Source organism: Photorhabdus africana (assembly GCF_035181445.1).
Lineage (GTDB): Bacteria > Pseudomonadota > Gammaproteobacteria > Enterobacterales > Enterobacteriaceae > Photorhabdus > Photorhabdus laumondii.
The window spans coordinates 1-526 of sequence record NZ_JAXBVE010000163.1 but is presented as its reverse complement, the minus strand read 5'-3'; the positions used below and the strand labels follow the sequence as shown (position 1 = coordinate 526).

Annotated in this window: 1 protein-coding gene; it reads left to right on the top strand. The window is 47.9% G+C overall.

Features of this window, described 5'->3' with window-relative positions:
• Window positions 1-175 precede the first annotated feature (175 nt).
• Window positions 176-526 (top strand): type VI immunity family protein (locus SLS51_RS23220; RefSeq protein WP_323840837.1); only part of this gene is annotated, 351 nt, incomplete at its 3' end.

The window sequence follows — 526 nt, the reverse complement described above, 5'->3', positions numbered from 1 at the left end:
ATTGCCGGTGTTGCCGTTGTTATCCTGGTCACCCTTGCCGTCGCTGCTGCGCTGATTGCACTGGTGGAAATTTTAGCCGCTGCTGCTGCGGTAAGCGCCGCTGCGTTGGCTACCGTTCTGGCAATATTGGCGAGTGTGACATTCGCCACCGCTTCATAACTAAATGGAGAATATGATGGAAACTTTAGATCACTTTGCCCAGTTGAGATCACAACTGGCCGCGTTTACCTTCCTCAATGGCGATGGGCTGACTATTTCTCGTCTGGGTCTCTCGATTACTCTGTTTTTTAAACAGGGTTACACCCAGGAGAAAAAGCAACGCATTCTGGCCTGCTATCGCCGCTTTCGCGAAGAATTTGGTACCTACCTGCGTTTTCATCGTCATTCGCTGGAGGGATTAAAAAAATATTCCCCAGAAAATATTGCCAAAGTGGAAGAAGGCATTCTGAATCAGAAAAAAAACCAGCTTTCTAGTTGGGTAGTCAGTGACGCCAAAAATCTCTATGAAGCCCCTCGCTATCTGATG